At 59.6% G+C, this 23885-nt stretch carries 22 protein-coding genes and 1 pseudogene; 17 read left to right on the top strand and 6 right to left on the bottom strand.

Annotation, left to right across the window (positions count from 1 at the left end; genetic code table 11):
- Positions 1-335: 335 nt before the first annotated feature.
- The 4 genes from ACFQPG_RS11020 to ACFQPG_RS11005 all read left to right on the top strand — a co-directional run bounded on the left by ACFQPG_RS11020 (position 336) and on the right by ACFQPG_RS11005 (position 4701).
- Entirely contained in the window at positions 336-1133 is a 798-nt protein-coding gene (locus ACFQPG_RS11020) for an N-formylglutamate amidohydrolase (protein ID WP_380813053.1), read from the top strand.
- Positions 1134-1141: 8 nt separating this feature from the next.
- Positions 1142-2989 (top strand): flavohemoglobin expression-modulating QEGLA motif protein, encoded by a 1848-nt coding sequence (locus tag ACFQPG_RS11015; protein ID WP_380813051.1) that lies wholly within the window; start codon positions 1142-1144, stop codon positions 2987-2989.
- A complete protein-coding gene (locus tag ACFQPG_RS11010; RefSeq protein WP_380813049.1) occupies positions 2989-4035 on the top strand; it encodes a glutathione synthetase in 1047 nt (348 codons plus the stop codon). Before ACFQPG_RS11015 ends, ACFQPG_RS11010 begins: the two co-directional genes overlap by 1 nt.
- A gap of 183 nt (positions 4036-4218) precedes the next feature.
- Complete coding sequence (locus tag ACFQPG_RS11005) at positions 4219-4701, top strand: hypothetical protein (RefSeq protein WP_380813048.1); 483 nt, start codon at positions 4219-4221, stop codon at positions 4699-4701.
- Between the two features lie 405 nt (positions 4702-5106).
- On the opposite strand, the gene ACFQPG_RS11000 is transcribed toward ACFQPG_RS11005, so the two are convergent.
- Together ACFQPG_RS11000 and ACFQPG_RS10995 are read right to left on the bottom strand one after the other, a co-directional pair.
- The gene (locus ACFQPG_RS11000; protein ID WP_380813045.1) at positions 5107-6864 is read right to left on the bottom strand and encodes a calcium-binding protein; all 1758 of its coding nucleotides are present in this window, start codon (positions 6862-6864) and stop codon (positions 5107-5109) included.
- Between the two features lie 727 nt (positions 6865-7591).
- Positions 7592-8281: a hypothetical protein gene (locus ACFQPG_RS10995; RefSeq protein WP_380813043.1), complete on the bottom strand. Its 690-nt coding sequence runs from the start codon at positions 8279-8281 to the stop codon at positions 7592-7594.
- Between the two features lie 201 nt (positions 8282-8482).
- On the opposite strand from ACFQPG_RS10995, the gene ACFQPG_RS10990 reads away from it, so the two are divergent.
- From ACFQPG_RS10990 to corA, 9 genes and pseudogenes are all read left to right on the top strand, one after another.
- Positions 8483-8836: an ArsR/SmtB family transcription factor gene (locus ACFQPG_RS10990; protein ID WP_380813040.1), complete on the top strand. Its 354-nt coding sequence runs from the start codon at positions 8483-8485 to the stop codon at positions 8834-8836.
- Positions 8833-9303, top strand: coding sequence for an ArsI/CadI family heavy metal resistance metalloenzyme (locus tag ACFQPG_RS10985; RefSeq protein WP_380813038.1), 471 nt, complete (start codon positions 8833-8835; stop codon positions 9301-9303). Before ACFQPG_RS10990 ends, ACFQPG_RS10985 begins: the two co-directional genes overlap by 4 nt.
- Entirely contained in the window at positions 9300-9710 is a 411-nt protein-coding gene (gene arsC, locus ACFQPG_RS10980; RefSeq protein WP_380813035.1) for an arsenate reductase (glutaredoxin), read from the top strand. The genes ACFQPG_RS10985 and arsC overlap by 4 nt, the downstream gene beginning before the upstream one ends.
- Positions 9703-10167, top strand: a pseudogene (locus ACFQPG_RS10975) (GNAT family N-acetyltransferase); the annotation flags it as partial. The gene arsC and the pseudogene ACFQPG_RS10975, both read left to right, overlap by 8 nt.
- A 78-nt stretch (positions 10168-10245) precedes the next feature.
- On the top strand, positions 10246-10896 hold the full coding sequence (locus tag ACFQPG_RS10970) for an MIP/aquaporin family protein (RefSeq protein ID WP_380813152.1): 651 nt from the start codon (positions 10246-10248) through the stop codon (positions 10894-10896).
- Positions 10897-11069: 173 nt separating this feature from the next.
- The gene (locus ACFQPG_RS10965) at positions 11070-11747 is read left to right on the top strand and encodes a class I SAM-dependent methyltransferase (RefSeq protein WP_380813033.1); all 678 of its coding nucleotides are present in this window, start codon (positions 11070-11072) and stop codon (positions 11745-11747) included.
- Between the two features lie 132 nt (positions 11748-11879).
- Entirely contained in the window at positions 11880-12722 is an 843-nt protein-coding gene (locus ACFQPG_RS10960; protein WP_380813030.1) for a sulfotransferase domain-containing protein, read from the top strand.
- Positions 12723-13193: 471 nt separating this feature from the next.
- Positions 13194-13670: a VTT domain-containing protein gene (locus ACFQPG_RS10955; RefSeq protein WP_380813028.1), complete on the top strand. Its 477-nt coding sequence runs from the start codon at positions 13194-13196 to the stop codon at positions 13668-13670.
- Positions 13671-13699: 29 nt separating this feature from the next.
- Positions 13700-14665, top strand: a complete 966-nt coding sequence (gene corA, locus ACFQPG_RS10950) for a magnesium/cobalt transporter CorA (RefSeq protein WP_380813025.1) — start codon at positions 13700-13702, stop codon at positions 14663-14665.
- Positions 14666-16464: 1799 nt separating this feature from the next.
- Here the strand turns inward: corA and ACFQPG_RS10945 are convergent.
- The gene (locus ACFQPG_RS10945) at positions 16465-18252 is read right to left on the bottom strand and encodes a hypothetical protein (protein ID WP_380813022.1); all 1788 of its coding nucleotides are present in this window, start codon (positions 18250-18252) and stop codon (positions 16465-16467) included.
- A 585-nt stretch (positions 18253-18837) separates the two neighbouring features.
- Between ACFQPG_RS10945 and asd the strand changes: the two genes are divergently transcribed.
- The gene (asd, locus tag ACFQPG_RS10940; RefSeq protein ID WP_380813019.1) at positions 18838-19593 is read left to right on the top strand and encodes an archaetidylserine decarboxylase; all 756 of its coding nucleotides are present in this window, start codon (positions 18838-18840) and stop codon (positions 19591-19593) included.
- Between the two features lie 673 nt (positions 19594-20266).
- Here asd and ACFQPG_RS10935 read toward each other — a convergent pair.
- Complete coding sequence (locus ACFQPG_RS10935; RefSeq protein WP_380813017.1) at positions 20267-20536, bottom strand: PilZ domain-containing protein; 270 nt, start codon at positions 20534-20536, stop codon at positions 20267-20269.
- Positions 20537-20949: 413 nt separating this feature from the next.
- Between ACFQPG_RS10935 and ACFQPG_RS10930 the strand changes: the two genes are divergently transcribed.
- Together ACFQPG_RS10930 and ACFQPG_RS10925 are read left to right on the top strand one after the other, a co-directional pair.
- A complete protein-coding gene (locus tag ACFQPG_RS10930; protein ID WP_380813014.1) occupies positions 20950-21510 on the top strand; it encodes a hypothetical protein in 561 nt (186 codons plus the stop codon).
- A gap of 139 nt (positions 21511-21649) precedes the next feature.
- Positions 21650-21850 (top strand): hypothetical protein, encoded by a 201-nt coding sequence (locus ACFQPG_RS10925; protein WP_380813011.1) that lies wholly within the window; start codon positions 21650-21652, stop codon positions 21848-21850.
- A gap of 271 nt (positions 21851-22121) precedes the next feature.
- Here the strand turns inward: ACFQPG_RS10925 and ACFQPG_RS10920 are convergent, their stop codons facing one another.
- Positions 22122-22616 (bottom strand): hypothetical protein, encoded by a 495-nt coding sequence (locus ACFQPG_RS10920; protein WP_380813008.1) that lies wholly within the window; start codon positions 22614-22616, stop codon positions 22122-22124.
- A gap of 142 nt (positions 22617-22758) precedes the next feature.
- Here ACFQPG_RS10920 and ACFQPG_RS10915 point away from each other — a divergent pair, with 142 nt between their 5' ends.
- A complete protein-coding gene (locus ACFQPG_RS10915; protein ID WP_380813005.1) occupies positions 22759-23292 on the top strand; it encodes a hypothetical protein in 534 nt (177 codons plus the stop codon).
- A gap of 42 nt (positions 23293-23334) precedes the next feature.
- Here the strand turns inward: ACFQPG_RS10915 and ACFQPG_RS10910 are convergent, their stop codons facing one another.
- Positions 23335-23841: a hypothetical protein gene (locus tag ACFQPG_RS10910; RefSeq protein WP_380813002.1), complete on the bottom strand. Its 507-nt coding sequence runs from the start codon at positions 23839-23841 to the stop codon at positions 23335-23337.
- Positions 23842-23885: the final 44 nt, after the last annotated feature.

Raw genomic sequence — 23885 nt, 5'->3', positions numbered from 1 at the left:
GCGATGATCCCCCGTATCACAGGCGTGAAGTCCGGCAACTGGCCATGCGCGCAGAACGCGTGCCTTTCCTCCTCCCGTCGCGGACCGCCCGCATTTGATGAAGAGTGGCAGTCTTATTCGGAGCCATAAGCCGAAAGACCTCTTGGATCAGCTCCTAAGCCATCACCACCTGCGAGATGACGCGGGCGAAGGTTGTACCAACGTCAGCTTCTGGGCCCAAAGCGCGCAGGGCAACTTCTCGGAGCAGCAACACGGAAGCGGACAATCTGCAGTCTGTTTCGCTTCGAGGGGAGTGAACAAGCAACCTTAAGGACCTTCGTCCGCTTGTAGTCTCCATGATCGAGCAGACCCCTCCGGAACGATGGTGGACCGTGATCCGAGGACCAGGCCCAGTCGTTGCCACCGCGATCCATGACGGGAATGAACTGCGCTCGGACATCGCCAATGCGATGATCCTTCCCCAACTCGATCGTCAGCGAGAGGAAGACCCCTTCACTGGCCAGGCGGTCGCCGGCGTGCCGACGAACATCGTGGTTCACCGTTCGCGGTTTGAGTTCGACCTTAATCGCGGCAGGGATGGCGCGATCTATCGTACGCCGGAGCAGTGCTGGGGTCTCCATGTTTGGGAGAACGGACTCGACGAGGGGCTCGCGCAAGAGTCTCTCGAACTTCACGCCGCTTACTACCGGATGCTCGGACATCTGCTGGACGACATTGCGGCGGAGCATGACCGCTTCGTCCTGATCGATGTCCACAGCTACAACCATCGCCGGGACGGCCCTGATAGGGAGGCCACGCCGCAGGCCGAAGCGCCCGATATCAATATCGGCACCTCGTCCATGCCCCGGGAGGAATGGGCCTTCTTGGTCGATCCGCTCATGGAGGCAATGCGCAGCTTCGATTTCAACGGCCGCCGGCTGGACGTGCGCGAGAATGTCGCCTTCCAAGGCAAAGGCGAGCAGACGCGCTTTGTTCACGAACGCTACCCTGGCAAAGCCTGTGCCATCGCGTTGGAGTTCAAGAAGTTCTTCATGGACGAATGGACCGGCCAACCCGACCCGGCAGAACTGGCGGCGATGCGTGCGTTCATTACCTTCTCGGGGAGAGTTGCCGCGAACCTGCTGGAGCGCTGATTGGGAGCATGGCGCCGACCGTGAAATTGCCTCCAAACCGTGGCGCCCGACGCCGCAAGGTGGGCCGCTCGGGCCGCCTGCATCTCGACCGGCGGCTGCCGTTCCTCGTCGTGCATCGCCTGCGAGCGGGAGAGACTGCATCGCGCAGTCTCGCCCGGCGGATCGCGCTCAACAGCCCGGGCTATCTGGTCTGGGAAGAGGGCGACGACGATCACGAAGCGCTGGAACTCCTAAATATCCTGGCGATCGAACTAGGCGAGCCCGGAATGCCGCTACTGGTGATCGCCGTCGACGATCTTGACCAGGCGCCGGAGAGTGACGCTAGCCAGCATCTGACCCCGTTCGTCGCGGTGGTTTCCGGAGGCCGCTCTTCCCGCGAGAAGCGCGCACGCGAGGCGCTCATCAAAGCACTCGGCAAGATCGAAATCGACCTGCGCCACCCTAAGGTATTCGAGCGGCCTGTCGGCCCGGGTCACTGGCTGGTCGAAGCGTTGTCGGACGAAACGGCGATCAGTGACCCGCTCCTGGTCAGCCTGCCGCAGATCCATCGCCGCAATGACGGCGGGGTCTATCCGCAGCTCGCGCATGAGCTTTCGGTGGCATGCGGCGACGCGCTGCTTCGGACCGCCTGCGCCTATCTCGACGACGCCAGGGGCCATGCACCGGCACACTACCGTTCGCTGGGCCGAAGCGCGTTCCTCAAGGCCGCCCTGAACGCCGACGAGAAGCTTGCCCGGATCTCTGGCAGCTTCGACTTCCTGCTGGCGGTTTCGCCGATCAACACGACTGAGGCATTGGAGCAGTTCATTGCGCACAGCGGAGAGACTCCGCCCGAGTTCCGATACCGTCCGCTGACGGTCGATCCGGACGCAGTGAAGCGACGCCTCTATCGCCTTGATTTCTCGCGTTTGGAGGATCCGCTGCTCGAGCGATTGTTCACCGCCAAGCGCCACGAGATCGACGCGCAGCTGACCATGCTTGCGACGCGCAACACGCCCTCGTTTCGGCCGGCCAGCCTGTTCCTCTACGGCACAGTGTCGCCGGCACTGCTGCGGGACGCGAAGCAGGTGCTTGCGCTGCCCAACCCTCGCGTTCCCTGCGGCAGGCGTGTGGATGCGCCCGCCATCGCCGAAGCAGCGCGCCAGCTGATCGGCTCCTACAGCCACAAGGGCGCGTCTTTCGATGCGGAGGTCGAGCTCCGCGATGACGTCTCGGGACTGATGGTCACGCGCAACAAACTGCTGGTCGGTTCAGCGACTTCCATGCCAGCGGCGCGGCTCGATGCGCTGCTCAGTCACGAAGTTTCGACTCACCTCCTGACCTACCTCAACGGCGCTGCTCAGGGACTGTCGATCTTCCGCAGCGGCCTCGCCAAATATGAAGGCATCCAGGAAGGACTGGGAGTCTTCGCCGAGTGGGCTGTCGGAGGGCTCAGCATGACTCGCATGCGGCTGCTCGCCGCGCGTGTCGTGGCGGTCGCCGCCATGCAGAACGGCGCCGAGTTCATGGATACCTACCGCCTGCTCCGCGAGCGGCACGGCTATTCCTTGGGCGGCGCCTTCAGCATCGCCACGCGCGTCCACCGTTCCGGGGGCCTCGCGAAGGATGCCATCTATCTCGACGGCTTTCGAGCGGTGATCGACTATGTCACGACCGGAGGATCGCTGGCGCCCTTCTGGCTCGGCAAGATCGCGCTGACCGACGTTCCGGCGATCGAGGAACTGCTTCAACGCCGTCTCGTTCACGCACCTAAGTACCTGCCAGAGTACCTCGAACGACCAGACGCGATACAGCGCATCGCCCGGCTCAACGCCGGGATCGCGCTGGAGCAACTGCTTGGAATAAAGGCCGATTGATGCGCATCGCTTTTTTCGTCAACGATGTAGCCACCGAGTTCGCCGGCTACACAACCACCGTCCTCGCGCACCAGGCCGCAATGCGAGGGCATGACGTCATGTACATCACGCCCTCCGACTTCATCATGGAAAAGGACGACAGCCTGCGCGCCCATGTGCGCGAGATGCCGAAGAAGAAATGGGCCAGTCGCGAAGCTTTTTTTCAGGCGCTGAAGGACTCGAAAGCCAAGGCCGAAGCGGTCAACCTTGCGGACGTCGATGTGTTGTGGTTGCGCTCAGACCCCTCCCTCGATGCTACTACCGCGCCGTGGCGGGCGGAGGCGGGTATATTGTTCGGCCGAGAGGCGGCAAAACGCGGCACCCTTGTCCTTAACGATCCCGACAGCCTTGGCCGGGCAATCAACAAGCTCTACTTCCAGGGCTTTCCGGAGGAGGCACGGGCGGAGACGATCATCACCCGCGACGAACGCGACATCAAGGCGTTCGCCAAGGAATACAAGAACAACGTCATCCTGAAGCCGCTTCAGGGCTCGGGGGGATCGGGCGTATTCAAGCTGGACAATGAGAGCGCGGGCAACCTCAACCAGATGATCGAGGCGATCAGCCGCGACGGCTACATCATCTGCCAGGCCTATATCCCGGCCGCGAAGAAGGGGGACATCCGCTTCTTCCTCATGAACGGCCGGCCGCTGGAGGTGGACGGCAAATACGCCGCGCTGCGCAGGGTCGCCGCCAAGGACGACATTCGCTCTAACATCCACGCCGGCGGCAAGGCCGAAGCGGTGGAGATTGGCAAAACGGAGCTGCGCGTGGCCGAGATTATCCGGCCCAAGCTGATCGCCGACGGGATGTTCTTGGTCGGCATCGACATCGTTGGCGACAAGATCCTGGAAGTAAACGTCTTCTCGCCCGGCAACCTCAAGAGCTGCTCGACACTCGCGGAAGTGGATTTCTCGGAGGCGATCATCGGGTCGGTCGAGCGCAAGGTGGAAATCGGCAAGGATTATGGCGGAGAGTTCGACAACCGCCATCGGGCAATGCTCTGATCAGTCCTTCAGAGCAGACGCGCTGCACTTGGCCGTGAGCGAGCTTGTCCGGAATGGGTGGGAAGCGGCCTCAGGTACCGGCGGTTTGGTTACCTGCTAGCGTCAGTTTTGCGAACGTGAACGACCTTGCCAGTCCGTTGCCAGCCGGTCACCTGATGACCACGCTCGTCCAAACAACCCGTCATGGCCATCTGGATCGCCTTCTCTTTCCGCTTCTGCTTGGCCTTTGCGATCCCGTACGCGCCGCCCAAAGCCACGAATGGTAGCGCCACTAGCGTTGCCCCGGCTACTGCCATTCCGCCGTATAGGCCTGCGCCGCTGGCGGCTGCGCTGCCGACCGCAAGCGTTGTGGCTCCTGCTGCTGCGCCGGCTGCGCCCGATGCCAACCTGCCTGTCGTCGTGAGCTTCCCGCCAGCCAACAGCGTTCCGCACTCGGCGACAGCAGCATCAAACGCGATTCGGTCTGAAGGCGGCGCCGCCAATACTGGCGAAAACGTGCGCGGCTTTGACGAACAGCCAGCCAAGAGCGAAACGGCAGCAACCGCGAGTGCGAAGTTTCGTGCCATGTTTCCCCCGTTTCAGCGCCGATCCCGCGCGACGCTACTCATCTGCCGGAGTACGAGGCGGGTCAAGCTGATGATGTTCCTTGCGCTGCAAGCGGGCTGAACAAGCAATAAGCCGCAGCCAATCGACGATTCTCCGACAGGGGGGTCTGCCGCGGAACCGAACCACAGTCCGAGCGCGGAGACTGCATCTGCAGCCGCGTCTATGGTGTTCGAATTGGCAACGATGACCGGAATGGGCGCGAGGCCGACTTCTGCTCCGCATGAATGAGCGTCGGCTATTCCCCAGTCATCGCCCGGAAGCTGCCGTTCCGCTTTCCAACCATGGGCAGACGTGGCGATAAAGCCGGCCTGAGTATCGGCAAGTGGCCGAGAGCGGACCGTCGGGGGCTTAGAGGTCGGTAGGTGGCTTTCTGCCACCCAAGTCAATGGCGCTGAGTGAAGGAAGACTGGTTGCTTCGAATGTCGCAGCACCAGCTCTCTGCCGACGCACCTGAACAGACGTTCATCACAGCAGGATATCGCTTGAGATGAGCGAGTGTAGCCCGATGATTTGAACGCAGAAGTCCGGGACAGTATCGCCGTCAACGTCTCCGAAGAGGAAGGTGTTGCCGCTAATTTGTTCATAGCGCAGCTCTCCAGGAGTGCCCTGAAATGCGCTCGAGCCAACCCAGCGGAAAGCCTCGTTTGTTGATGTTCCGTTGGTGGCGTTTGCATCTACAGCCTTGAGGTCAATCCGGTCCCGTTGAGCGCGACTGAAGTCGACAATGCTGTCAGAGGTGGACGTGGTGGTGCCTGAGAAGTCACCGGTGCTGAACATGAAGCGGTCGGCTCCGATGCCGCCAGTCATGGTGTCGCGCCCCGGGCCGCCGCGAAGCAAGTCGTTCCCACCTAAGCCAAATAGTTGATCGTCGCCCCCGAGCCCGGACAGCTTATTGGCTGCTTCATTGCCGGTGATTGAATTCGCAGCCGCGTTCCCGTTGCCGTTGATCGCGCCGAGCCCAGTGAGCACCACATTCTCGACATTAGCGGGCAACGTGAACGTAACGGAGCTGCGCACGGTGTCGACGCCTGCACTTGAAGCTTCGATGACCTTGTCTCCGAGCTCACCGACGACGAACAGATCGTTACCCGAGCCGCCCGTCATTGTGTCAGTTCCTTCACCACCGTGCAGTATATCGTGCCCGGACCCTCCATCCAAGATGTCGTTACCACTTCCCCCCGCGAGTTGATCATCGCCCCCCGCGCCGTTGAGACGATCGGCGCCGACATCTCCGAAGAGGGACTCGGCCCCGGCGCTTCCTGTGAGTGTGTCGTTACCTGCGAAGCCGAGCACCGCATACGCTGAGCCCAAGTGGTCTGCGGCGGTTAATGTCTCGTCGGAGGGGCCGCCGACCTTGAAATTCCAGCCTTCTTTGAAGAGGAAGCTGAAATCGAGGGCGGACGCCGATCGAGCAGCATCCGTAAAGTTCGCGAACGCTCCTGCCGCGGTGGTAGCGCTTGGAGTGGATGGAAGAGTTCGCCAGAATATGGTGTAATCTGACGGACCGACATTCTCTCGAAACGTTCTGAAAAGTGCGGCTGCCAAGTCGGCTGAACCATTGTATCCGGTCGGGTTGTTGACGCCAGTTCGAGCACCTAAAGTGTTGAGACCATTAACCCCGGCAGTGGCGAAATATGTAGCAGCAACCTGCGGAAGCTTCTGGTTGTGGTACTCGGCATCAATCCCGTTGATGCTGAACCCAGTGCTCTGCATCGCATAGTATCGATTTACGACCGCGTAGCCAGTTGTGAACCCCCAGTCGGTTTGAGAAGTTGCTCCACCAAGCTTATCACCGTAAAACCAGAAGTTCCTTCCGAGCTCGTAAAATACGATGGAGTTGACTTCGTTGCGCGCAGCCATCGCGTCGTAGAAGCCTTCTACGGACGGGAACTGACCTTGAAGGTTGCTACCGAAATAGTCAGGCAGCACCTCGATGCCGTTCGCGCCGAGCCACCCGCAGCCTGCGCCGCACGTCTGATCTACCACTGCGATTGAGTCACGGGTGCCAAATTGATAGCTGCTGCTCTGCGGCGTCCGACCAGTGATCTGCGCGTAATAATTATAGCCCTTATCGAAGGCCTGTAGCAGCTTATCCATGACGGCTTGAGTGACGGCAGTCTGCGTCGGGATTTGCAGCGCGACGCTTCTCCCCGTCCACACGTTTAAACTGTAGGCAGTCCCATCGAATGCCTTGTAGCTCTTGGTGCCCGCAAATTGTGCCATGGTTGCGCTCCCGATGCTGTGGCGCAGAACGCTGCTAAACCCGAGCAGAACTCAGCTCCCTCCGAGATCACGCGCAGCGCCATGAGTGGCAGACGCATACAGCGATGGACGCCGGACAGGCCGATCGCCGGACTAAGCCTTATGGCCCACAAGTACCTGCGTGTGCACGCGACAACGAACTGATGCTTCAGCGTTTGCGTGGAATTGCGTCTAACCTGCTTAGAGGCAACATGAGTTGATACTACTGTCGGTACGACTCAATAAGTCACTGATACCATAGGCTGTCCGGGATGTCATAGGTGGCTTGGCTTTCCCGAAGCAGCCTAGCGACGCTCCTTGCCGATGAAGTGTTGACTAGGTGACCGCCAATGGTGCTCCCAAGCATCCTCATCAATCTCTAGCGCTTCGATGTCTCACAAGGCTGCTGTGGTGCTCCGCAGAACAAGTTTGGCGCGACGGTGAGGGGGAGCGAACCTTGTCCGGTTTGCGGATTTGGGCCGGCAAAGCGGTTACTCGCAGCGGTTGCACGCTGATGACTGGGCGTGGATCAGCAGTGATTGTCAGGACCCGAAAGCCGCTGTTCCGCCTCCCACCATCAGCAGACGTGGCATGAAGTCGGCCTGAGTGTCGGCAAATGGCCAGCTGCAGAACAAATTCCCTGCTCTTCGTGAAGTTGTGTCGCGGAGTGGGTGTGGCAACTCGCGCGTAGGTGCGCGGGTTTCTGCGACTAGAACTGAGCCCGCAGGTACTGTTCGAGCCTGTCCATCATGGCCGGGTTCGAGAGGACCGCGTCGAGGGGGGACTGGCTGCCGATGAAGCTTCCGTCGCTCCAGCGGCGGCGCCACCATGCCGCATAGTTCGGCTCACCATACGTCACGAGCCTGATCGCGTTATGGAAGCGCATCAGGCGCCGAATGCCCGCAAGCTCAGGGTCGGAGGGTGCTCGGTAGTGATTGCGCCACTGCCATAGCCAGCGCGGCGGCAGCCCGGCGACCTTCTCGAATGTTGCGTCATCCATCCCCCAGGCCGCCTGCAACAGATCGAACAATTGTTCATCCTGCTCCGAGATCCCCCGCCTGGCTGCGTTCGCGCCCTGTTGCTGGGAGAGCTTAAGCAGCGCCTCAAGATCGCCGGGAGGGCCGGAGAGCAGATAACGCGTGTTGGGGGTGGTTATGACCGAGCCTTCCTGAGGAGCGCCGCCAACGACCGCGGAAGTTCCGATCACGAAGCCGTCCGGCCATCGGCCCTTGCTATCACCAAACACCCGACCGAAGGCGACGACCGAGTGCTTGTGCTCGCGGAACGCCCAGTCCCTGAGCTCGGCATCATGAGAACCTCCTGGTATGCCCGTTCCCATCGACTCTGTTCCTGATTGCTGTTGCGAACCTGGCGTTCCGTCGGTCAGCTTCTTGATCATTTTCATCTCCCTTGTGCTTACTCCAAGGAGAACTCCGTTCCTTAATCCTGCCCTCTCGCAAGCTAAGTAGCTAAAGTCCGATTCCGACCCAAAGCGACGTAACCGCTCTGCTCCGCCTCTCGTTTCGACGAAAGCAGAAATGAGTTGACACACCATTTTGAAACTTTCATTTCGATGTAACTCGAAGTGAGGTGATCGATAATGGACGCGGCTAGGGCAGTCTCAGCGCTAAGCGCGTTAGCTCAGGAGCATCGGCTGGCACTGTTTCGTTTGCTGGTGCAGGCCGGAGAGGAAGGAATGTCCGCTGGCGCTATCGCGGAGGCATTGGGTGTCCCTAACTCCTCGCTCTCGTTCCACCTGACCCAGCTCAGCAAGGCTGAGTTGGTGCATCAGGAACGACGCCATAGGTCGATCATCTACCGAGCTAACTACGGCTCCATGAACGAGCTTGTCGGCTACCTCATGGAGAACTGCTGCGCAGGCGCGGCATGCGGCACTGCATCGCCCTGCCAAGCGGAAGGAACCCCATCTGAGCCTGAAAGGATTTCAGCATGAAGCGCCTGCATGTGCACGTCGGTGTCAATGACTTGAGCCGCTCCGTCCCCTTCTACTCGACCCTGTTTGGTGCCGAGCCGACGGTGCTCAAGGGCGACTATGCAAAGTGGATGCTTGAAGATCCTCGCGTGAATTTCGCCATTTCATCGGGCAATCACGCAGCCAAGGGCATCGAGCATCTCGGCATCCAGGTCGAGAGTGGCGAAGAGCTTACGGAGGTCTACGAGCACCTCAAGGCCGCAGACCGGCCGGTGCTGGAAGAGGTCGCAACCACCTGCTGTTACGCCAAGTCTGAGAAGAGTTGGATTTCCGATCCCGATGGCGTCGTCTGGGAAGCGTTTTTTACCAATGGTGAGGCGACGGTCTACGGTGATAGCCCAGCCTTGACCGCTCTATCCGGCAATGCCGCTGAGAATGCCTGCTGCACTCCGGCGCTGGCGCCTGCGAAAATCAGCTGCTGCGGATGAGCACCGTTATCTACCATAACCCGGCCTGTGGCACCTCGCGCAACACTCTGGCGCTGATCCGTGCCACAGGCATCAAGCCGCAGGTGATCCACTACCTGGACACGCCGCCAAGCAGGGAGGAGTTGGTCTCGCTGATCATTCGGAGGGGCATCCCGCCTCGAGAATTGCTGCGGCAGAAAGGCACGCCATACTCTGAGCTTGGGCTAGATGACCCCGCGCTCACCGACGATCAACTGATCGACGCGATGATTGAGCACCCCATCCTGATCAACCGGCCGATCGTGGTGGGGTCCAACGGAGTGAGACTTTGCCGTCCGTCTGAAGAAGTCCTATCCGTGCTGGACAGCTCCCTTCCTGCCGATTTCGTCAAGGAAGACGGCGAGATCGTGAAGGCTTCGCGTGCCTGAGCTGTTGATCCGCTCAGCAGTGCCGGCCGACGCCGCAATTATCGCGAACATCTACGACCATCATGCACGGCATGGCATCGCTAGCTTCGATGCTGCAGGCCCTAGCGAAGGCGAGATGTTGGCCAAGATCAGCAAGGCAGCGGAGAAAGGGTGGCCCTTTCTGGTGGCCGAGCGGAACGGGCAGGTCACGGGGTATGCCCACGCTATGCCGTCCCGTGATCGTCCGGCTTATGCCTTTACCTGTGAGAACAGCATCTACGTCGACCCGAGAAACACGGGTCAAGGCGTCGGTCGGGCCTTACTAGCTGCCCTCATAGACGCCGCCGAAAGGGCCGGCTTCCGCCAGATGATTGCGGTCATCGGTGGCGGCGAACCCGCCTCAGTTGCCATGCACCGGGCTGCGGGATTTACGGATGCCGGCCGCATGCGTTCGGTCGGGCACAAGTTCGGCCGGTGGCTCGACACGGTCTACATGCAACGGTCGCTCGGTGCCGGTGACGAGCAGCCGGCTGAGGCGATCGAAAGGACCAGCAACCTGGGTCGCCGGTTTGCGGCGGAGGGCATCGGTTCCTTCTTTCTCTTCGCAGCGGTGATCGGCTCCGGGATCATGGCCGAGGCTCTAGCGGGGGGAAACACAGCCGTAGCTCTGATCGGCAATACGCTGGCGACGGGAGCGATACTGTTCGTACTTATCGCGATGCTCGGACCCGTCTCGGGAGCGCACTTCAATCCTGCCGTGTCCTTAGTCATGGCACTTCGGCGGGATATCCGCTGGAGTGATGCTGGCCTCTACGTTTTCGCTCAGATCGCGGGAGGTTTGATCGGTGCCCTGGCCGTGCACGTCATGTTCAACATGCCGCTCTGGGAGTACTCGCTCAAAAGCCGGACAGGTGTTGGTCAGTGGCTGGGTGAGGCAGTCGCGACCTTTGGCTTGGTGCTCACCATCCTGGCCACCGCACGGCACCGGCCTACGCTCGTTCCCGCGTCCGTGGCGCTCTACATCACCTCGGCTTACTGGTTCACATCATCAACCAGCTTTGCCAACCCAGCGATCACCGTGGTGCGAAGCTTGACGAACAGCTTCTCGGGCATAGCGCCCTCCGATGTTCCGGCTTTCGTTGCGGCGCAACTCGTGGGTGCCGTGTTGGGTTTGACAGCAGCCAAGCTGCTGCTCGCGGAGGAATAAGCGCCGGACGGCTCGCAGGTGGTTGCGGCCGTTTCTTGTTCTCTGCCGCTTAGACTCCCCTGCCTAACTCCTCGTTCGCGCGTATCACCACACTAGGCTGTTCCACCTAGAACCAAATGGTAGCTCCATTCCCTGTGGTACTAAGTTACCGCTCGAGATTTCGCGGAGCGCGCATGGACTTCGAGAACCTGTCGCATGCTTACTTTGGGAGCAAGGCGAGAGCGTACGTGGCGCGCCGCGCCCTAGCGCACAAATGGTGGGCGGAGAATAAGGCCGCTGAGGCGCTGCTGCGACACGTTCGGCCTGGTGCCCGGCACTTGGATGCACCGATCGGAACAGGCCGAATTATACCTATTGCCGCTGCGCATGATTTTGATGTGCATGGCCTGGACACCTCTGCTGACATGCTGCGCGAGGCTCAGGCGTTTAGCTCAAGCCTCGGTCATCGGATCTGGTTGGCGAAGGGCGACATTCGCAAAATCCCCTTTCCCGACGACTACTTCGACGTCGTCACCTGCCTTCGATTTCTTAACTGGATCGATGAGGCGGGGCTTCGCCAGGTTCTCGCCGAACTCACCCGTGTCAGTCGCGACAAGATCCTGATTGGCGTTCGTTATCGCCCTCGCATCTTAGCATTGTTGAACCGCTGGGATCCGTGGCGAGCGTTCGTTCTCGCCACTAGGCTGTCCGAACTTCGTGCCATGCGCCACGGGCTCCAGAACCACCCCCAAGGCTTGCTTGAGAGCCTGCTTTTTGAGTTGTCGCTGACTGTTGTCGACCGACAAGTCATTGAGCATCGATGGGACGGTACCGACTACGAGTTCCTGCTTTTGCGTAAATGCGGCGTGTAGAAGGGGGCTAGTTGCCTTGCCCGCTTCCCCCCCTTTATGGCCGTTCGCTGGGCTAGCCGGAAAGAGGCTTAAACATCGGGAAGGCTGATGTCCGCTTTCCTTGAAGCGTGATGCGCAGGACCGGGAGCAAGCATGGCTTTCAAGATCCGAAAATTCGGACGTCGGTTTGCGGATGCTTGGTATGAAATCGATCGTAGATGTCGAAGCTCGCGAGATGTCGTGGTAATTTCCTATCCAAAGTCAGGCCGGACCTGGCTCAGGTTTATGTTGGAACAGGCGAACGTTCGCCTAATGTATGATCATGCGGGCGCCAAAAACAAACTGGCGCTCACTTTTGAGGAGATCTCAGCCGAGGTATCGGCGTGGCAGCAGCACCGAATAGTATTCCTCTTTCGGGACCCTAGGGACACGGTCGTATCCAGCTATTTCGAAGCGACCAAGCGCCTACAAGAGCGCTACCGCTTCGCCGGCTCTCTCCGAGAATTCGTGTTTGATCGTCGGTACGGATTGGAAAAAATTGCGAGGTACAACCTGCACTGGCTGGAGTCTCTCCACACGTCCGAAGCAGGGCTTTCCGTGGCTTACGAGGATTTGCACAGCGCCACGGCGGATGAGATCAAGCGAGTGATTGAGTTCGCGGTGCGCCGGGTTCCGACGCCCCGCAAGATTGAGGAAGCCGTCCGCGCCGGGCGATTCGATAACATGCGGCGAGTAGAAACGGCCCTTAACGGTAAGATGAACGAGCGCAATAAACTTGGCGGCGGCATTCAGGGAGATGTGGAAAGCCTGAAAACCCGACGCGGTGTGGTTAACGGATGGACGGGGTATTTCAACGCTGAAGAGCAGCAGCAAATCAACGATGTTCTGAATGGATTAAACTACTTCGAGCGCGTTCGTCTGGTCCATCCGTTCGTAAAGCTTCAAGGGCAAAGGACGGTAGGCTGTCTGGCAGCCAACGCAGGCACCGCAAACTGATAGGTCCTTCAAGCTGAACGTTTGCCTAGCCCAGCGCCGCCAAGGCGAACGTACGGGTAGCCTACCGGACCTGCGACAAGGTGCGCGCGTTCGTCGCGCAGAGGTTTGCTCGTTACTGACTGCTGAGATGCTGAAACACTCAGCTGGAAGCGCTGGCCTGCCGCCTGATCTGCAGCCGCTGCGGAGCACGCGGGGCCCATCTAAAGGCCACCCGGGGTGGAGCGGGAACTGACCCGTTCCCCGGGGTGAGCACGCCTTGAAGCGGCTGTATCGATCCCTGAGAGGCTGACCTCCACATGGGGTACACCACGAAGCTGCCGATAGTGTCGCCTTCCGGATCCTCGCCTGCTTGCGGAAATAGCTGCGCACCACCAGACGAGGGATCAAAGGCGGCGTTGTTGGGGAACTCGTGGACACTCGACCTGTTCGACAGCGAGGGGTCTCTCCCTTCAACGAGTTGCCGTTATCGCGATGATCGAAAAAATGCTGACCGAATTCCTGCCATTCCTCGCTTCGTTGATAGAGTACAGGGGACTGCTCACCGCGACAGTGTTTCTCTCCGCCATGGCTCTAAGCGGCCTCGGGATCCCTGGGTTCATTGTTCCATTGTCTCTGGTGTCTGCAGCGCTGCTGGGACCTTTCGCTTCTGCCGGAGCCGTGCTTCTAGGTCTGCTTGCAGGTAGCCAGCTCCTGTTTTTGGTGCTGAGGCGCTATGGTGTTTCCAGGTTTCCTCGCTTGCTGGGATCGCGCCTCGACCGTGTTTACGCGGAATGCCGCGCGCGCGGATTGTGGTACCTGATTGGCTTGCGGATCATCGGGGTGCCACATGCAATTGTTACAGCCGGTGCTGCGATGGCGCCCCTGCACGCCACGACATTTGCTGCGGGGACGCTGATCGGCTTCGCCCCGATCGTGCTGGCATCGGCGAACTTGCCGCAAATCTTCTGAACGAAGACTTCGACAAAGGTCACGAATCAATGCCTGTACGAGCAGCATACCTCTACGAATCAGGGAAGCGGGTCCGGTCAGTCGCGGTGGACGAAGCGAACCCCTGTGGCCCCCGGAGTGAGTTCGTCTGGATTGGTCTGGAAACGCCCAAGCAGGAAGAGCTAGCCTCGCTGCAGGCGTACTATGGCCTGCATCCATTGGCGATCGAGGATGCTGCAAACGCGCATCAACAGCCTAAGCTCGAAGTGTACGGCGATCAGTTGTTCGTCGTCGCCAAGACTGCTGCGCTTAACGGTGACTCAATTGAATATGGTGAAACGGCGATCTTTGTAGGCCGTAATCACATCATCACGGTTCGACATGGCTCCGCCCGGCCACATACGAAGCTAAGGCAGCAGCTTGAATCAGCACCTAGCCTTCTGGCACATGGGGTGGACTATGTTCTCCATGGCATCCTCGACTTCATAGTCGACGGATACGTGCCCATTGTTCAGGACATTGAGGAGGAGGCGCTCGCCCTCGAGCAACGAGCGTCCGCCTCTTTCCTCACCCGCACAGAGATTGGCCGGCTGTTTAGCCTTCGTCGCGAGCTCGTGCGCTTCCATCGGGTTCTCGGCCCCACGGCTGAACTCTGCGGCCGTCTCGTTCGCATCGACCTTCCCAACATTGACGAAGACGCGCGTCCATATTTCCGGGACGTTCTCGATCACCTCCAGAGGCTGGGATCTCGCGTAGACGCCTTGCAGGACATTTTGCGCTCAGTGTTTGAGCTTAGCATGCTGTTTGAGCAGCAGAGGCAAAGCGTAACTACGCGTCAGCTTGCCGCTTGGGCCGCCATCCTCGCTGTTCCAACCGCTATTGCAGGAATATACGGCATGAACTTCCAGAACATGCCTGAGCTCACCTGGCGCTACGGCTATTTTGGAGTTCTTGCGGTAATCGCTGTCGCATGTGCTGTACTCTTCGTCCGTTTCAGACGAGCAGGGTGGCTCTGAGAACAGTTTTCGGAGACGAGACAGCACAAGCAGGCCACGGCTCGCATCTCCCGGAATGGAGCATCCAGCCGGAACCGAGCACAACATCGAAGTCCCGTAATGTATGCCTCCCACCTGTTGCCGACATTGGGGCTGGACCCGATCCACCGGTAGGTGCGTTTCCATTGCGGAAGTAGGAGACCGAACATGCTTCGCAAACTACTCGCCCTAACTCTCATTTGTTGCTCTCTGGGGGTTGCCGCCTGCAACACGGCACGGGGAGCTGCCGAGGACGTGAACTCGGCCGCCAATGCGGTTGATAACAAGACCTGAGCTAATCTAGTTCGAGGATCTGGCTAGCTGCGGTCTACCCTGTCCAGCAGCAGATGGGCTGTCAGGCGGGAGCAGGGCGGCCGATCGTCGTAGAATGGTAGCCAGCAAAGTCACTTTCCCGCCCCAAAGATAGGCTCACCGCTTCCTCGGACCGTATGATGTGGCAGCGCCCAAGCTGACCACGAACACAAGCAGATAACCAGCGGCAGGACATAACCGGGACAGCTTGACACCAAGGCCCATCACAGAAGCAAACATTGTTATGCATGGCCCTACCCTCGGGAAGGTGACAAGAGCGGGGCCATGAACTTGGTGTGCCGCCCCTCCGGAGAGGGAAAGCCCCTCTGGAGCAGAGGGGCACGCGACACAGCACAAAAGTGCATTCTTTCGGCGAGGTGGCCAATCCGGCTCGAAGGACTAGAGCACTGGCATCCGGATGCGGACCAATCTTGCCGCTTCATATCCGATGCGCGTCTCAGCTTAACGTTAATGCAATGAAAGTGCCGTCTGCTCCGATTAGCCTAGGCATGAGGAGCTATCCCATGGACCAAGAAACGGACTATCTGCTGCGCAGAGCACGGGAAGAAACTGCTCGGTCACTGCGTTCTACAAGCAACAAGGCCGCCGATGCCCACTATGGCTTGTCGGTTCGTTACTCAGCACGTGCTGCGTCGAGGCTGGCTGAGGACGACAGGCAGTCAACAGACAAGTGACCAGTGTCGGACACATCTAAGCAGACTCTCCTTAGTCGGCCCCGTAGTCGAGCTCGCCCTTCTTGTTCGAGTTCGCCGCGGACTTGCTTCGACATTCTTGCAGTAACGTTTTGCATCGCTCCAGGTCAGCCTTGAGCAAGGCGTTGGATTGTTCGAGTTGATCAAGGAGGCGGCGGGATTCTTTGGTCGGCATCGGTTCACTCAGATTGTCGTTCGAACGTCTCAGTGTTCCAACGTGGAACGGCTCGCTCGGTTGCCGTGCAGCTGCTTCACCGCTCCCGGTTGTATTTTTTGCGCATCAACCTTCGCTGCCCCATCTCGTCAAGAGCATGCTCGGGACAAGGGGGGGCGCCGTCGACCACCGCGCCGGCCGCGCGCTTGAAATCCCGCGCTGAACACGGCGGAAGAACAGGTATGGTCATCTCCACGCTACAGGGTTTTGCTACCTGACTGCAGCCCTGCCGCCAGCGCTGACCGGGGTCAATTTCATCTGGCGCGTCCGATCCAAGCAGCAACCCTAAGGCGCATTGCCGTCCTAGGCGCGGCCGTGGAAATGGCAGTGAGGGTTTGGGCTAATGTCCGGGTTCCACCCATTTGCGACATCCAGGCTAAGGGTGTGAGTTCGATCCATTGGAGACTTTGTCATGTTCTTGTGGTGGTCGTACGAGACCTTCGCGGGTGTTCGTAGTGCTCCGTTTGGCATGAACGGCACAGTTGAGCCATCATTCTTGCGCTTGGCGGCGGCAACCGGGCTATCCTTGGTGGGAAGCGGCCTCAGGCGGGCACGTCCCCCACGAAGCGGCTGCCCGCCTCCGCATTGGCTCTGCGCTCGACGGTGGTCGAGACGGCGCCCGGAAGCATCCGGGTAAGGTCAAACGCATTCCTGCCGTTGCTGGCACTCAGCGACTGGACCCCGCGCCCGATCCGCCCCGGTTCACCGGTTGCGGCCAGTGTGACGATGTTCCCGGTGCATCCGGACACCAGTTGCACGGCTGCATCCGCCCGGGCGCTGACGTTCTGCACAATAAGGTCGAACTTGCCGCCAGTAACGTTTGTGAGCACCAGCGCCACGCCGCGGCACTCAGCGACATGCAGGTCGGTCAGCGTCGGCGCCCGGCAGTCCTCCACGATCACCGCTGACGCGGACGAGACGTTGGCCCGGACTTGCCCGCCCAACACCCCCACATGTCCATGGCAATTGCGCAGGAGGATTGCATTGCCGCTGGCCGCGCCAGTGTAGGGCTCGCTGATCTTCACCGATCCCCAGCGGTTCACGTTCTCTACCCGGATGCCGACAGCCCTGGTCTGATCGATGATTGGGTGGTCCAGCCAGAGGTTAGTGTTTGCGGCGACCCCGCTTCTTCCCGCTTCGTCGCCCTGAACGTCGATCCCAACGCTCATCGCCCCGGCCGTCTCCGGGTCGCGCAGCCACACGTCAGTGAACCGCCCATCGATCCGATAGCCGGTCGACGCCGCGATGGGGACATTGAGCTCCGCGGAGCAGCCTATCAGGTGTAGCGATGCATTCGAGCCAGCCGCCTCCAGCCGGGACGTGCCGTCCACATGAAAGCCGATCCACCTATCGCCGGCCCCTCGGGCAGCCACCGACCTTTTCGCCCGGCAGTCGCGAAGGATCGCCGCCACGCTTCCGAACATGCGAAAGGAGCGGATGCTGACGTCCGACCAGACATTCTCCACCCGCGCGAAGCGGGAAAAGCCGACGGTCACGCCCGTGCAGTTCGATCCGGCATCCGGGGCGGCGTTGCGCCCCACGAACAGGTTAGCGACCTCAGCTCCCGCCTCCAGAGCATTAAGGCTGCCCGGGTAGGTCATGCTCCCAAGCTGAACCACATCCATGTTCGGCCCCACGCCCAGCAGGCGCGTCGCCGTCGTCCCTTCGTAGATCGGGCCCGTCCCTTCCAGCCGTGTGTAGGGCGGCACAAGGACGGTGGAACTGACCACATAATCCCGGCGGAGCAGCTTCACGGTCGGCAGGGCGGCAAGCGCTGCCCGGATCGCCGCGGTCGCATCTCTGCCAGGCGCAGCTCCCCACCATTCCGGATATCCGAACGCATTGTGAGCAGGGGACAGGGCCACGCGTCCCGAGCCGAGGCACTCGAACATCTGCATCGGAGGCGCGACCACCGGCCCGGCAACCGTCACCGTGACCCCGTTCGGCACAACCAACCGCCCGCCGCCAGCGATGAGCGGACGATTAATCACCAGGTCGCTTCCAACCCGGTGGTGTTCGGTCAGGACCATGCCTTGACCCAGGGGAAGGTTCGGGTTCGCGTCGGCAGCTACAAGCGCTGCGCGATCGTCCCCGACGCCATCCCCTTGAGCGCCGAACTCGCTCGGCGACAGGAAGCCAAGTCCCGGCAGGCCAGCCGGGCCCTGTGCCAGGTCGAGCAAGCCCTCGGCATAGTCGTACAATTCGCGAAGCTCGGCAGCGACCTGCTGGAACGCGAGCCGCACTGCCTCCCCCGACATGTTCCGCCCCAGCCGGCCATCGCCGAGCACCAGGTTCTGCAAGGGATCGGGAGAATTATCCTTGAAGCTCACCGGCCGGACTCCATGGCGAGTTCTTCAGGTCGAGCTGATTGACAGGCGCCCTGAGGCCTCAGCCCTCTAGGCCCTGCTGCCGTTTCGGCAAGGGGGCCAGTGCGTGGCTGTGCTCACCGTAACGATGGGCGCTGATCTCAGCAGAGTTTTCAACGGGCTAGGCGCGGTCCTTCGCCGCCAAACGGCAACGCGCGCTCATGTACTGCTCCTAGCATCGTGAGCAACAACTCCGGCCGAGGTCTGTCATGTTCAGCAAACGCGGCTTATGCCTTCTATCCTCGTTGATCGGGGAGCGGCCGTGCTTCTGCCCGTCGCGGGCTTGCTGCCAATACGAAGAGGTTGGAGGCGCCGAGAAGGGCGGCCGGAGTTGCAACGTACCGGGCGTCTGGGTGAACTCTGATCTAGCACCTGCGCGCGCTAAATCCGATCGGGTCCGCTGATCACTCGTGCTCCAGCATCTTAATGAGCGTGTCATTTTTCGAGGCTTCAATGTCTGATCGTCTGAAAGTCCTACTTCAGCACCTACTGCCTAAGCAGCGTCTCACCACCTTCGCCGGCCGCATTGCCGGAGCGCAAGGAGGCCGGATGACGACGCGACTTATCCGATGGTTTGTGCACAAATACGGCGTCGACATGAACGAGGCGGAGAATACCGACATCGGAAGCTACAAAAGCTTCAACGATTTCTTCACCCGCCCGCTCAAAGCCGGTATTCGTCCGTTAGCAAACGCCGATTTCATCTGCCCGGTGGATGGCGCGATCAGCCAGTTCGGCTTGATCGACGACCACCACATCCTGCAGGCAAAGGGACACCGTTTCACTACCACCGAACTGGTCGGCGGCGACTCTGCTTTGGCCGCCGAGTTCCGCCATGGCAGCTTTGCGACCCTGTATCTGTCGCCCAAGGATTACCACCGCCTCCACATGCCTTGCGACGGCACGCTCAGGCGCATGATCTACGTGCCGGGGACGCTGTTCTCGGTAAATCCGGTCACTGCGCGCGGCGTGCCGAACCTGTTCGCGCGTAATGAGCGGCTGGTGTGCGTGTTTGAGTCGTCGGAACACGGCGTGTTTGTGATGGTGCTGGTAGGCGCCACGATCGTCGGCAGCATGGCGACAGTATGGCACGGCGTCGTCAATCCGAAGCGCACCAACAAGGTTTCCGAATGGACTTACGACGACTCACCAATCCTCCTGAGGAAAGGTGAGGAGATGGGCCGCTTCCTTCTCGGCTCGACGATCGTGATGCTGTTTAGGAAGGGCACCATTGCCTTCAACACGGACTGGGCACCTGAACGGACAGTGCGCCTCGGCGAAGCGATGGGCCTTCGCCCAAGCTGAGTGTCTCGTCCTTCGACGTCGCCCAGGGCGGCGGCATCGCAAAAGCACGATCGGCGGGTGATGGCCCGAAAGCGGAAGGTCGGGTCCTTGCGCCTGGAAAAGGGGAGGGGACTACATCAAGCTAACTGCAGCGGAGTTGACCGATCTTGGCAAGCGCCATTGAAGCGCTCGCCTCCAATTGCTGGGCTGCTCTTGTTCGAGACGAACAAGGCGGTGCAACCCGCGGAAATCGACCATGAAATCACTTGCGCTTATGGCCTGTTTATCGTTGCCGAGAAGCGATTTTGCGACGCGGGTCGGCTCTATGAGTTCGCTAGTGAAGTCCGGACGTTCTCCTGGCGGCCAGTCTCACCCCAGGGCGTCACTACGACGTGCTCGTTCAGATTTCGGCCGCTCGTGGCCGAGGAGATGAAGCATGCGACACTCGCCCTATGATCCTAGCCAGGATTGTCGTCCTGCTTGGGACGCTGCCACTTCGACCAATCACTGAAGCATGGTGACCGAGGTGAGCGTCTGTTTGTCCGGCGACCTGGATGGCTAGCGATCGAGATCGTCGGTTATGATAACGCTCAACGTCGCGGTCTGGGCTTTCATCATCCACGTCCGAGGAACATACAGACCGACCTGCAACAAATAGGGATGCAGCGCTTGTGCGGGAGTTAAGCCGCGTGGCTCAGCCCTCCTCATTCGTTCCAAAATTGAAGCTGCCGCCTGCCTCGTTTCCTTCAATCCAGCGAACCACGCCTGCTGCGTAACCCGACCTCCCCAGCTTTAGTTGTATGCTCTCACCGACAAAGAGTGGATCGGAGACGCGAAGGCGGAACCCGTCGCTCGAAAGGTCGATGACGATAACTTTCCACTCTTCCGAGTTGGAATTTATCAGCTTAGCCTCAAGGTCGAGCCGAACTCGGCGCCCCCGAGGAGTTGGTTCTGGCTTGTGCATTAATGAGAGAAGCTATCCAGATCGGGATGCGCATAAACCCGGAAATTACCCGGGAGTTAATGAGGTCGCGGTCCACCCTCCGCTGCGCTCGCAGGCGAGACTTCAGTTCCAGTTGCTGGTGCCGCCCTTCTCCCAGACTAGGCGAAAAGGCTGAATACTCTCTGCGCTGGTTTCGGGCGAGGCAGGCCACTCCTTCTAAATTGAGGGGGGCGTTCTGAGTGTCCGGAAATAGTCCTCAAAATGGGTCATTTCTCACCGGCCAAGCCCTTGAAACCGCGCGAGAACGGGAGTTTATGGGTCGGGATCGGTGTGCCGAAACACTCGATGCCGCTTCTGCCTCGTGCAGAAGCGGCTCTAATATGATTGTCTGAAACTGGTCGGCCGTGTGCACAAGCATTTAGCGGAGACATTCCATGGCCGAAATGAACCAAGAAGGTTCCCAGAGGGGAAAGGGTTTTCTCGTCGAGGCGCGGCAACAGCTTGCCAAGCTCGAGGGGGAGCTAGAGTTACTTAAACAATCGCTCTCCGAGCCGGATGTTTGTGGGCCGGAAGATCTTACATCCCCCGTGTTCAATTCTCGGGCGAAAAAGATCGTCGGTGAGATGCTGCGTCTAAGGCGATCCCGGGCCGAGGCTTTTGGTTCCGATCTTTTCGGTGAACCTGCCTGGGACCTACTTCTCGAGCTATACTTGGCAGAACTAAACCACGTACGTTTGTCCGTCACAGGCGCGTGCAATCGAACGGACGTCCCGCCCACAACTGCCCTTCGCTGGGTTACCAAGCTGGTCGAAGCTGGCTGGGTTGAGCGCTTCGATGATCATTTGGATGCCCGGCGGTCGTGGGTCGTTCTTTCCGACCGCGGATCAGAAGCGATGAAAGGCTTGGTCGCTCAAACACTTCAAAGGATTGAGGGCTCCCCTGCTGTGCAGGAGAGCCCTAACTCGTTGGTGGGGAAACGAGTTAGGCTTTTCTGATGCAAAGACCTCAATAACGGGTTGAGTATTGCGCTGATTTGGACCGTTCAGCTCCAGAATATCGAGAACTCTGCCGTTCTCTCCATTTTGGGCCCGTTCTCAGGCGACACTTAAGGGCTCCACGATCATGCTGTGATTCATGATCGAGTTATTGATACTTGCTTCTTTGTTTGCCTCTCCGTCCACGAAGGCTGTGCGCGCTCCCTCCGCTGCTCTGAAGGTGGTCAGCGGAGTGCGGGTCACGGCGGAGGACTGGGCGAGGAATCAAAGAAAGGTGGAGCGCACGATCATGGACGAGAAAGGGCGTGAGCAAAAAATCCGAATGATCGAGTTCGAGTAATCCTCGGCCAAAACTTCGCGCAAGCAATTGCTAGGCCATTTCTGGAGAAGCAGAACCGCGGACAAAAATTCCGTTGTGCCGTTTTGGTAAACCTAGATTAGCGTCTCTAGGCTGACGATGCAGAAGCCAGTATACCCCCGCCCGTTCGAAAGGGGAGGGTTCAGGTGTTTGAGTCTCTGGTTCAAGCGAGAACTCTACTCGCGTCCGCTCTGCAAACGTTAGACGATGTGAAGGCGCCGGGGGAAATCGGAGCGTTAGTCGATCTGGCACTTCATCGGCTTGATCGGTTGGTTGAAGATGCACTGCTTGAAGCGAATGCTTCTGCCAAGGTTGCGAAATAACGGTCCATCGCTTCGTGCGCTTTATCGCTCAATTCCATCCAGCAGCGGCGCCGATCCAAAGGATCTTGAATCCGAACAAGCCAGTGGTCCTGCTCTAATTTTTTGACCCACCTAGCAGCAGTCGATTCCGGAGCGCCTGAGGAGAGGCACAGGCCGCTCACCGAAATGCGCTGGTTGCCTGCCGAAGCGGCGTAGGCCTCCAGAAGGATCTCCCAGGCAGGATCGGATAGCAGGTTGCGATCGAAGATGGCTTCGCGGGAACGGCGCGCGCGAATGATCTTGCGGATGGACGTTCCATCGAGGCTGTGGCTCGAGCGGCGGTGCACCTGCGGAGGTTGCATATCTGCTTGCAGCCGAGCGATTTCGCTCTGCAGGTTCTTGATTTTCGCGGCTAAGTGCTCCGCTTCTGCGTTGATCCCAATCATCAGCTCGTGTTTGCCTTTCCCAATGAACGCTGCTGCGATTGGCGACGTTACCTAAGGTTTTGCAACTTGCGGGTTTTTCTCAGGTTATCATTCGCTTCGTGGCACAATTTGTGCTTCTTTCTAGCCGCCCAACATTGAAGCCGTGCGGCGTCTTCGTGAGGCCAATCACTTGCCATACGTCGTTGATCAAACAGCCGCAGACGATCACAGCCGCTTGGTATTGGTTGCCATCGCGGGTCTCAACCTACGCATGATGGAAAACTGGCGAACGACCCAGCTAAAGGATTGGGCATACTCGCTCGATTATGAGTCCACGATGATCACGCTCGCGATCATAGTGATCCGCTCACAGCGCGCTATGAGGACACCGCCGGATCTTCGACTTCACGACCTCAAGAATAAAATCCCTGAAGAGCTTTCTACGAAGTGCAATGTGAGTTCAATCGCAGCGGCAACCGGAATTAATCGGGAAACCGTCAGGCGCAAGGTCCGGCGGCTTCAGGCGCTGGGTTTGGTGGCCCAACACGATGACGGGGGTGTGATGATTCCAATCGAAGCTCTTGGTTCGGAAAACATGAGTGAGCTTTTGCGATCACAACTGGATGCCCTTCGGGTCACCTTCGATCAGCTAACTCGATCGGGGATCCTTCGCCATTCGCGCGGATCGACGGTTTAAGCCGATTGCGATCTGCCCCGCGTCTGCCATCCGACCTGCGACCTAGCTCTGCTCGCTCAACGACTGAATGGCGCTCCTTCGAAGGTCTCTCAGCTTTGTCATGGTTTCGCTCTCACCATCCATGCCTGAGCGCAGAAGCGAGCCGAGCGCACCCATGATCTGAAGAACGATGTCGACGTTTTGCAGGCGAAGTGCATGGCGCTTAATCACTTCTTCATCGTCAGCAAGCTCGTCAGCAAGAAGCTGGAGAAGAGTAGATGCTTGAGCGAGGCCACTTGCTAGCTCGTCCGCAACGCCTGTTTCTCGGCCGGCTTCTTGTTGAGATGGAGCGGCCGAACCGAAGGGCAGGGGCACTGCACCGCTTTTAACGAGTTGAACAATTTGATCCACGCGCCTTTGTTCGACGTTGCGAGTGGAAGCAAGCCACTGCTTGACGTTAACCAAGCCGTCGAACCGAAATCCGCATCGACCGTCGCTCGCCCAAACCACAATGCCGTTAGCGACTAGCCCGGCGCGCATCAACTTCGCGCGCTGGCCGGGGAACGGCATTGACGCACCCTCTACGAGCGCCCCGGTGGATGACATGTTCCGGA

Source organism: Sphingomonas sp. GCM10030256, from assembly GCF_042666415.1.
GTDB lineage: Bacteria > Pseudomonadota > Alphaproteobacteria > Sphingomonadales > Sphingomonadaceae > Sphingomicrobium.
Note: the sequence above shows the minus strand (reverse complement) of the source record. Positions and strands in the feature narration are given on the sequence as shown.